Origin of the sequence: Immundisolibacter sp., assembly GCF_050250495.1 — a bacterium.
Taxonomy (GTDB): Bacteria; Pseudomonadota; Gammaproteobacteria; order Immundisolibacterales; family Immundisolibacteraceae; genus Immundisolibacter.
The window spans coordinates 137,833-147,479 of record NZ_JBFWOM010000004.1 but is presented as its reverse complement, the minus strand read 5'-3'; the positions used below and the strand labels follow the sequence as shown (position 1 = coordinate 147,479).

Annotated in this window: 8 protein-coding genes; all 8 read right to left on the bottom strand. The window is 69.6% G+C overall.

What is annotated here, in order from left to right:
- Positions 1 to 263 precede the first annotated feature (263 nt).
- Positions 264 to 1,292 (bottom strand): NAD(P)-dependent oxidoreductase, encoded by a 1,029-nt coding sequence (locus AB7F93_RS05000; RefSeq protein ID WP_428301780.1) that lies wholly within the window; start codon positions 1,290 to 1,292, stop codon positions 264 to 266.
- Between the two features lie 123 nt (positions 1,293 to 1,415).
- A complete protein-coding gene (locus AB7F93_RS04995; RefSeq protein WP_428301779.1) occupies positions 1,416 to 2,408 on the bottom strand; it encodes an LLM class flavin-dependent oxidoreductase in 993 nt (330 codons plus the stop codon).
- A gap of 96 nt (positions 2,409 to 2,504) precedes the next feature.
- Positions 2,505 to 4,208: a bifunctional metallophosphatase/5'-nucleotidase gene (locus tag AB7F93_RS04990; protein ID WP_428301819.1), complete on the bottom strand. Its 1,704-nt coding sequence runs from the start codon at positions 4,206 to 4,208 to the stop codon at positions 2,505 to 2,507.
- A 373-nt stretch (positions 4,209 to 4,581) separates the two neighbouring features.
- Positions 4,582 to 5,676, bottom strand: a complete 1,095-nt coding sequence (locus AB7F93_RS04985) for an NADH:flavin oxidoreductase/NADH oxidase (RefSeq protein WP_428301778.1) — start codon at positions 5,674 to 5,676, stop codon at positions 4,582 to 4,584.
- Between the two features lie 65 nt (positions 5,677 to 5,741).
- A complete protein-coding gene (locus AB7F93_RS04980) occupies positions 5,742 to 6,677 on the bottom strand; it encodes a DUF3179 domain-containing (seleno)protein (protein WP_428301777.1) in 936 nt (311 codons plus the stop codon).
- A complete protein-coding gene (locus AB7F93_RS04975) occupies positions 6,677 to 7,732 on the bottom strand; it encodes a 2-oxoacid:ferredoxin oxidoreductase subunit beta (protein WP_428301776.1) in 1,056 nt (351 codons plus the stop codon). Before AB7F93_RS04975 ends, AB7F93_RS04980 begins: the two co-directional genes overlap by 1 nt.
- Positions 7,729 to 9,558 (bottom strand): 2-oxoacid:acceptor oxidoreductase subunit alpha, encoded by a 1,830-nt coding sequence (locus AB7F93_RS04970; protein WP_428301775.1) that lies wholly within the window; start codon positions 9,556 to 9,558, stop codon positions 7,729 to 7,731. Before AB7F93_RS04970 ends, AB7F93_RS04975 begins: the two co-directional genes overlap by 4 nt.
- Positions 9,546 to 9,647, bottom strand: a 102-nt coding sequence (locus AB7F93_RS04965) for a 4Fe-4S binding protein (RefSeq protein ID WP_428301818.1), incomplete at its 5' end; no start/stop codon positions are given. The genes AB7F93_RS04965 and AB7F93_RS04970, both read right to left, overlap by 13 nt.

The window sequence follows — 9,647 nt, the reverse complement described above, 5'->3', positions numbered from 1 at the left end:
TCGTGCGCGTAGGTGATCGCCGCGAGCGGCAGATCGGCGCCGCGCAGGCCGAACAGCGCGCAGGCCTGCGCGTCGCCATCGTCAGCCGACGTGCTGGCTGGCGGCAGACCGGTCAGTGCCGTCAGCGCCGCTGACGGCACGCCGGAAAAATGCACGGTGAGGTGGGCGGACATGCGCGGCGAGTGTGTCAGAAATGGTCTTCGCAAAAACAAAAAAGCCCCCGGCCTTGCGACCGGGGGCCTCAAAGACTCAGCGTGCCGCGATCAGCCGATCCTGGCCAGGCGCGCCTTCCACTTGTCGATCGCCTGCGGGTTCTTGGTGTACAGCGGCGGCTCGCCACGCATCACGCGCTCCACATTGGCCAGCGCCGCCACCGGCAGCGAGGCCATCACGTCGTAGGAGTGGCCGATGATGTGCGGCGTCAGGATCACGTTGTCCTGGCCCACGAACTCGCGCAGCGGGCTCGACATCGGCAGCGGCTCCTCGACGAAGGCATCGAGCGCCGCGCCGGCGATGGCGCCTTCCTTCAGCACCTTGTACACGGCCGCTTCGTCCAGCGCCGCGCCGCGCGCGGTATTGACCAGATACGCGGTCGGCTTCATCAGGCGCAGCTCGCGCTCGCCGATCATGGCGCGCGTCTCGTTGGTCACCGTCACGTGCAGGCTGACGAAGTCCGAGCGCTGCAGCAGCTCGTCGAGCTCCACCCGCTTGGTGCCGGCCGGCGCCTGGTCCTGCGTCACGTAGGGGTCGAAGTAGAGGATCTCCGCCTCCCAGCCGGCCAGGCGGTCCACCACGCCGCGCGCGATGCGGCCCATGCCGACCAGGCCGATGGTGCGACCGCGCACGCTGCGGGCGGTGAGCTCGCGCGGGCGGGGCGCGTTTTCGGCCAGCAGGCGCTGCTTGAACGGCATCTGCATGGCGAGCGCGGCGATGAACAGCACCGTCGCCTCGGACATGCCAAGGAAGTTCTCCGGCGTGGCGCCGTGGCCGACGATGATGCCAAGGTCGCTCGCGGCGTCGACATCGATGCTCTCGACGCCGATCACCGGCGACATGATGGCCCGCAGACGCGGCGCGGCTTCCATGATGGAGCGGTCGATCTTGGTGATCGGGCTCGCCACGATCACGTCGGTGCGGCCGAACAGGCGCTCGTAATCGGCCGGGTTGTAGACGGTGAAGCCGGGGCCGGTGGCCGCCGGGCCACGGATGATTTCGCAGTCGAGCTTGCTGAGCGCGTCAGCCAGCACGTCCGAAATCCAGTCCGTGGAAACAAAAATGACCCCCTTGCTCATGCCGGTTCTCCTTGATTGGTTTGTGGATGCGAGTGGCGCGGTGCACGGGCGGCCGTCACGGGCACCGACCGAACGGTCGAATTGTAGGGGCCGGCCTTCGCCGTGAACAACCGCGATGCGGTGTCAGGCCAACTCGCGCTGTATTTCGGCGGCGATCGAGTAGCTCTTCTTGCGCGCCGCGTGGTCGTAAATCTGGCTCGCGATCATCAGCTCGTCCACGCCGGTGCGGGCGATGAACGCCGCAAGCTGCCGGCGCACCGTCTCACGCGAGCCGATGGCCGCGCAGGACATGGATTCTTCCAGCATGGCGCGCGCCGGCAGCGGCAATTGGTCGAGGTAGCCCGGCACCGGCGGCGCGAGCTTGCCCGGTCGCCCGGTGCGCAGCGCGATGAAGGCCTGCTGCATGGAGCTTGCGAGCAGCGCGCCTTCGGCGTCCGTATCCGCCGCGTAGATGCTGAAGCCGGCCATCACGTAGGGCTGTTCGCACTGAGGCGATGGCCGGAATTGCTCGCGGTAGATGGCGATGGCCTGCATCAGCGCCGCCGGTGCGAAGTGCGAGGCGAACGCGAACGGCAGCCCGAGCGCCGCCGCGAGCTGCGCGCCGAACAGGCTGGAACCCAGGATCCACAACGGCACCTTTAGCCCCGCCCCCGGCGTCGCCTGCACCGGCCCCGCCGCGTCGAGGTGGCCGAGGTAGCGCATCAGCTCGACCACGTCCTGCGGAAAGCGCTCCGCGCTGGTCATCAAGTCCCGCCGCAGGGCGTTCGCGGTGACCTGGTCCGTGCCCGGCGCGCGGCCGAGGCCAAGATCGATGCGGCCCGGGAACAGCGACTCCAGCGTGCCGAACTGCTCGGCAATCACCAGCGGCGAGTGGTTCGGCAGCATGATGCCGCCGGCGCCGACGCGGATGGTCGAGGTGCCGCCCGCCACGTGCGCGATCACCACCGCCGTGGCGGCGCTGGCGATGCCGGGCATGCCGTGGTGCTCGGCGAGCCAGTAGCGCCGGTAGCCGAGCGGCTCGACGTGGCGGGCAAGGTCGAGCGAATTGCGCAGCGCATCGGCCGCGGTGGCGCCCTCGAACACGGGGCACAGGTCGAGCACGCTCAGTGGAATCATGGCGGACGGGCAGTGGCACGACGGGCGGGTCAAGGATGATAGCCCGCCCGTCCGTCCGCCCGTCCGTCCGCCGACCTCGCCGCCGTCGGTGGCCGCCTATGGCGCGAGCTGGATGCGGTCCTGCGGCCCCGGCGCCACGCCGGCCGGGTTGGCAGTGAAATACGCTTCGAGCGCGTCGAGATCCTGCGCGCCGCCCAGGCGCTCGGTGCCGGCGCGCAGCACGTAGAGCTGATCGCCACCATCCGCCATGAAGCTGTTCACGGTTACCCGGTAGGCGCCGGCCGGGTCGAGCGGGGCGCCGTTCAGGCGGATCGACGCCGGATCGACGTTGTCGCAGGGCGTGCCCTTTTCCTGCCACGCGTAGCTGAAGCCGCCCGACACCTGCAGGATGCGGTTGAAGGGCTGGCCGGCTGGCGGCGCGTCGGCCGGGTAGCCCACGGTGCAGCCGGTGAACTGCTGTTCGAGCAGGGCGTGAACCTGCGCGCCGGTCAGCGTCAGCGTGACCAGCGAGTTGCCGAACGGCTGCACGGTGAAGGCTTCGCCATACGTCACGTCGCCGTCGGTCTTGCCGGGCGCGCTGTACGGCAGGTCGGCGCGGATGCCGCCCGGGTTCATGAAGGCGATCTGCGCGCCGCCAAGGCCCGCATCGTCGGTGGCGGCGAGTTGCGCATCGGCAATCACGTCACCGAGCGCCGACTCGCCGGCCGCCGTGCTGGCGCGGGTGAGCGTGGCGGTAATCTTGCCGATGACGCGCTTGCGGGGCCCATCCGCGAGCGCCGTGTAGTTGGCGAGCAGCGGCGTCAGGGCCGGCGACTGGGCCACCGTGTCGTCGTTCGGGATGGCGCGGTTGTCGGCGCTCACGGCGATCACGTCGCGGCTGCGCGTGTCGAGCGTGAGATCGATGTCGGTGACCATGCCACCGAACGACCCGGCCGAGGTCACGCGCACCGGCCGGCCGTCGCGGTTGGCCAGCAGGCAGTTGTAGGCGCGGTGGGTGTGGCCGGAGACCACGAGATCCACCTCGCCGTGCAGGCGCCCGACGATGTCGACGATGGGGCCGGACACGCCCTCGCAACTGTTGGCGCCGCCCGTGGTGACGCCGCCTTCGTGGATCAGCACCACCACCGCGTGCACGCCCTGGGCGCGCAGGGCGCCAATCAGCGCGTTGGCGGTGTCGGCCTCGTCCTTGAACGCGAGCCCGGCCACGCCGGACGGGCTCACGATGGTGGGCGTGCCCTCCAGCGTCATGCCGATGAAGGCGACTTTCTGGCCCAGAAATTCCCTGATCTGAAAGGCGGGGAATAGCGTCTGGCCGCTCGCGGTGTCGACCACGTTGGCGGCCAGGAAGGCGAAATCCGCGCCGGCGAAACGGCCGTCCTTGAGGTCGTCCGCAAGACCCAGGCCAGTGTTCGGGTCGGTCGGGTGGTTGCCGCCGCGCTGCATGCGCAGCAGCTCCTCGCGGCCGTCGTCGAACTCGTGGTTGCCGACGGCGTTGAAGTCCAGGCCGATGCGGTTCATGGCTTCGATGGTCGGCTCGTCGTGGAACAGCGCCGACAGCAGCGGGCTCGCGCCAATCAGGTCGCCCGCCGACACCACCGCGTGCAGCGGGTTTTCGGCCCGCAGGTCATCGATGACGGTGGCCAGGCGTGCCACGCCCGGGTTGCGGCCGGCGGCTTCGAGGTTGCCGTGAAAATCGTTGAAGGCGATGAGCTTGACCGCGAGCTGAGTGCCGACCGGGGATTTCTGTGCGCTGGCGATCAGGTGGGCCCGGTCCTGCGCCGGCAGCAGGCCGTCCTGCATGGGCGCGAGCGTGACTTCGGCGACGTGTTTGCGAAACGCGGCCTGGCTACCCCAGGCGTCCTCGTCGCGGATCAGGTCATCGAGGGTCTGGCAGTCGGCGCCGAGCGTGCGGTCGGCGACGCCGGTGTCGAGATCGCCAAAGCTCACGTTGCCGGCGGGAGGGGGCAGGCGGCGTGCGGGTTGGAGGCGGCAAAGCCGGCGAGCAGGACGAAGGCGGCGGCATGTGGATGCATTGCGGGTCTCCCGAATGGCGCAAGGGGCGCGGGTACGCCCCCGGACGGTTTCGGGGCCGGATGCTAGGCAGGCGGCGTGACGGTGCCGAGTCAGTCTGGTGACAGGTATGCGGACGCCGAGCCGGTGCTGCGCGGCGACCTCAGCGCACAGCCGATAGCCAGTGCGCGTAAGGCGCCGGCAGCACCCAGGCGGGCCGGTCGACACCGAGCTGGCGCGCCGCCTGATAGGGCCAGTGCGGGTTCGCGAGGTGACCCTTGCCGATCAGCGCGAGATCCATGTGGCCATCCTGCAGCACCTGTTCGGCGACAGCGGGGTCGCCGAGGTTCCAGGCCGAGGAAACCGGGATGTCCGCCTCGCGCCGCACGCGCCCCGCCATCGGCGCGAGAAACGCCGGCTGTCCCCACGGCACGCTCGACTGCGGCGTAGTGAAGGCACCGCTGACGCTGAGCAGATCAAGCCCGCCGGCCTTGAAGCGGCGCGTGAGTTCGATCGACTCGGCGAGTTGCTCCTCGTCGTGGCCGTCGAATTCGACGACGCCAAGACGCACCGTCAGCGGCAGGCGCTCGGGCCACACCTCGCGCACCGCGGCGAGCGTCTCCAGCAAAAAGCGGGCGCGGTTGTCGAAGCTGCCGCCGTAGGCGTCGGTGCGCTGGTTCGACAGCGTCGAGAAAAAGCTTTGCCCGAGATACCCGTGCGCGAAGTGCAGCTCCAGCCACTCGAAGCCGACGTCGCGGGCGCGCCGGGCGGCGGCGGCGAAGTCCCAGCGCACGCGGGCGATGTCGTCGAGCGGCATGGCCTGCGGCACCCGCGGCAGGTGGGCGCCGAAGGGCAGGGCGGACGGCGCGATGGTCGGCCAAGCGCGTGGATCGCCGTCCGGGATGTGGTTGTCGCCCTCCCACGGCCGGTTGGCGCTCGCCTTGCGACCGGCGTGCGCGATCTGGATGCCCGGCACCGCGCCCGCCGCCTTGATGGCGCGCACGGACGGCACGAAGGCCTGCGCGAGGTCGTCGTTCCAGATGCCGGTGCAGCCGGGCGTGATGCGGCCTTCCGGCGACACGGCAGTGGCCTCGACCACCACCAGACCTGCGCCGCCGCGGGCGAGTGCCGCCAGATGCGGCAGGTGCCAGTCCGTCACCCGGCCATCGATGGCCGAGTACTGGCACATCGGCGGCACGCCGATGCGGTTGCGCAGCGTGATGTCTTTGAGCTTGAACGGCTGGAACAGGGCGGACACGGGCAGTTACCGGGTGAGGCAGGGCGGCCGGCATTGTCGCGCGCCGGGCATGCCCAGCGCCGCCCTCAGCGCGGCGCGGTGTAGACGAAGTCCTTCGGATGCCCGGCGTGCCAGGCGAACCAGTACTCGGTGGCGGCCGGCACCGGCTTGCCGTCGGCATCGGTCACCAGCGCGCGCTGGTCGGCGTAGTTGAAGTCAATGCGCCAGGTCTGGCCGGCAAAGGCGTCCGTGAACGGCGCGTCGTGTTTCGCGAGTTCGGCGAAGGGGTACGCCCGGTACTTGCCCTGGTGCGCGACGATCAGCACCGGCTCCTTCGGGTGATAGCGCGCGTCCGGCGTGCCGGCCGGGAACCGCAGCTCGCTGTTGCTGAGGTAGTCGGCGTAGGGGTCCTGGCCGTACGGGCGCTGGTGGCCGGTTTCCGCCGTCATCACCGCCGTGTCGGGGTGGCGGGTCAGCCAGTCGGCCCAGCTGGTCTCGGTGGCGACGATGGCGGGCAGCCGGTCGCCCGCGCGCGGGCCGGCAATTGCGACGCCTTCGAGCGGCAGCCACAGCGACGAGCTTGCCCGATCGAACAGCAGCGTGCCGGAGTTGTAGACCAGGCCCGATACGCCGAACCGGTCGGTGGCGTCGCCTGAGCGACTGTCGAACGCCGCGACCGTGCCACTGAGCGGGCTGTAGACCAGTACGAAGGGCTGCTCGCCGATGCGGTCGTTGACCACCTCGTGCCAGATCAGCACGCTGCGCGGGTAGGCACGGGCGACGCCGCCGATCACCACGCCGACCACGCGCTCCTCGAAGCCGACGCCGGTTTCCTTGCCTGGCGAGAACTTCGGCGCGTCGAGCGCCGGGATGCCGTCGCGCGGCTGCCCGCCGTTGGCCAGCCCCTCGCGCGGCAGGGCCAGACCCGTGAGGTCGAAGCCGTTCCAGTTGTCGTCCTGCGCGCTGGCGGTGAAGCCCGCCGCCAGCAGCAGGCCCGCCGCCAGCCAGCGCGCGGCGTACATCAGCGCAGCGCCGCGTTCACCGCATCCAGCGCCGCGGCGCCGGGACTGAGCACCTCGAATGGCAGGCGGCTCAGCGCCGTGCTGTCAGTGCCGAGCATGGCGTGCATGTCGGACGGTTCGCCGTCCAGGTACAGCAGGCCGGTCAGCAGGCTGCCATCGGCCTGGTTGCGGTGCAGATAGTCCATGGCCGCGATGCGGTCATACGGATCGTAGTCGTCGGCGAGCTTTTTCAGATGCAGCCGCGAGCCGTCGTGCAGCGTCACCGTGTGGTGCGTACCCGGCGCGTAGGCGGCGGTGATTTCCTGCTCCACCGGCACGAAGTCCGCCTCCACCAGCGCCCGGTCGCGTCGCCGCGTGGCGACGTAGCTCTTGGTGGACGACTCGTGGTTGTTGAAGGTGACGCAGGGCGAGATCACGTCGATGAAGGCGAAGCCCGGGTAGGCGATGGCCGCCTTCAGCAGCGGCACCAGCTGCTCCTTGTCGCCGGAGAAGCTGCGCCCGACAAAGCCCGCGCCCATCTGCAGCGCGAGTTGCACCAGATCAATCGGCGTGTACGGATTGGCCTTGCCGCCCTTGCTTTTCGAGCCCACGTCCGCGGTGGCCGAGAACTGGCCCTTGGTCAGTCCGTAGGTGCCGTTGTTCTCGACCAGGTACAGCATGTTCACGCCGCGGCGCATGGCGTGGATGAACTGACCGAGGCCAATCGACGCCGTGTCGCCGTCGCCGGACACGCCGATGTAGACCAGATCCCGGTTTGCCGCCGCGGCGCCGGAGGCGATCGACGGCATGCGCCCGTGCACGGAGTTGAAACCGTGCGCCGGCCCGAGGAAATAGGTTGGCGTCTTCGACGAGCAGCCGATGCCGGACAGCTTGCCGACGCGGTGCGGCGGCAGATCAAGCTCGAAGCAGGCCTGGATCAGCGCGGCCGACACCGAGTCGTGGCCGCAGCCGGCGCACAGCGTGGACAGCGAGCCCTCGTAGTCGCGGCGGGTCAGGCCCAGCGCGTTCTTCGGCAGTTGCGGGTGGTGAATCCTGGGCTTGGGCAGGTAGCTCATGCGGAGGCTCCCATGGCGAGCGCACGTACGGGTTCCAGGTACTCGCGGATGCTGCGGACCAGAATCTCGGCCGTTACCGGCATGCCGTCGTAGTGCAGCACCGGCACCAGCCTGGCGGGGTCGATGTTGCCCTCGATCATCAGCATGGCGCGCAACTGGCCGTCGCGGTTCTGCTCGGCGACAAACACCGTGTCGTGGGCGGCGATGAAGTCGTACACCTGCCGCGTGAACGGGAACGCCCGCACGCGCAGCGCGTCCACGTCGAGGCCGTGGGCGTCGAGCGCGTCGAGCGTTTCGGCCATCACCTCGGCGGTGGTGCCGAAGTAGAGGATGCCGGCGCTGTTGCCGGCGTCGCGCACCACCTCGGCCGGCGGCACCAGGGTGGCGGCGGTGTCGAACTTGCGCCGCAGGCGGTCGACGTTGTCCTGGTACTTGGCGCCATCCTCGGTGTAGCCACCAAAACGGTCGTGCCCGGAGCCGCGGGTGAAGAACGCGCCCTTGTTCGGGTGCGTGCCGGGCAGGCTGCGGTACGGAATCGCGTCGCCGTCCACGTCGAGGTAGCGGTAGAACTGGAAGCCGTCGTCGAGCTGCTCGCGCGTCACCACCTTGCCGCGGTCCGGGCGGTAGGCGTCGTCCCAGGTGAGCGGATCTGACAACGCGTCGTTCATGCCGAGGTCAAGGTCACTCATCACCAGCACCGGCGTTTGCAGCCGCTCGGCAAGATCGAACGCCTGCACCGCCATGTCGAAGCATTCTTTCGGCGAGGCCGGGAAGAGCAGTACATGTTTGGTGTCGCCGTGCGAGGCGTAGGCGGACGACAGCAGGTCCGGCTGCTGCGTGCGTGTTGGCATGCCGGTGGACGGCCCGCAGCGCTGGATGTCGAACAGCACCACCGGAATCTCGGCGTAGTAGGCGAGCCCCAGAAACTCCGTCATCAGCGAAATGCCGGGGCCGCTGGTGGCGGTGAAGGCCCGCGCGCCGTTCCAGGCCGCGCCGACCACCATGCCGATGGCGGCCAGTTCGTCCTCGGCCTGCAGAATGGCGTAGCGCTTGCTGCCGTCCGGGTTGATGCGGTAGTCCTCGCAGTACGCTGCGAAGGCATCGACCAGCGAGGTCGACGGCGTGATCGGGTACCAGCCGGCCACCGTGGCGCCGGCGTACACGCAGCCGAGACCCGCCGCCGAGTTGCCGTCCATGAGGATGCGGTCGCCGACCGCGTCGCGGCGCTCGGCGTGCATGGGCAGCGGGCAGGCGAAGCGCGCCTCGGCCGCCGCGCGGCCCAGCTCGAAGGCCTTGATGTTCGGCGGGATCAGCTTCTCCTTGCCCTCGAACTGCTCGGCGATCAGCTGCTCGATCACGGCCGGCTCGATGTTCAGCAGGGCCGAGAGGACGCCCACGTACATGATGTTCTTGAACAGCAGCCGCTGGCGCGGGTTGCTGTACTCGCGCGTCACCGTTTCCGTGAACGGCACGCCGAGGAAATTGATGTCCGGCCGGCGCAGCTCCGGCGCCAGCGGTTTCGACGAGTCGTACAGCAGGTAGCCGCCGGGCTCGACGCTGCGCACGTCCTCGGCGAAGGTCTGGCCATTCATGGCCACCATCAGGTCCACGGTGCCTCGCCGGCCGGTGTAGCCGGCCTCGCTCACGCGGATCTCGAACCAGGTGGGCAGGCCCTGGATGTTGGACGGGAAGATGTTCTTCGGGCCGACCGGCAGCCCCATGCGGAACAGCGCCCGCGCCACCAGGCCATTGGCGCTGGCGGAGCCGGTACCGTTGACGTTGGCGAAGCGCAGGACGAATTCGTTGACCTTGGCTAGACGCGACATACGCCACCTGCTTGCGGAAGGGTGAGGATCGATTTCTGCATGTCCCAGGCGCCGGTCGGGCAGCGCTCGGCGCAGAAGCCGCAGTGCAG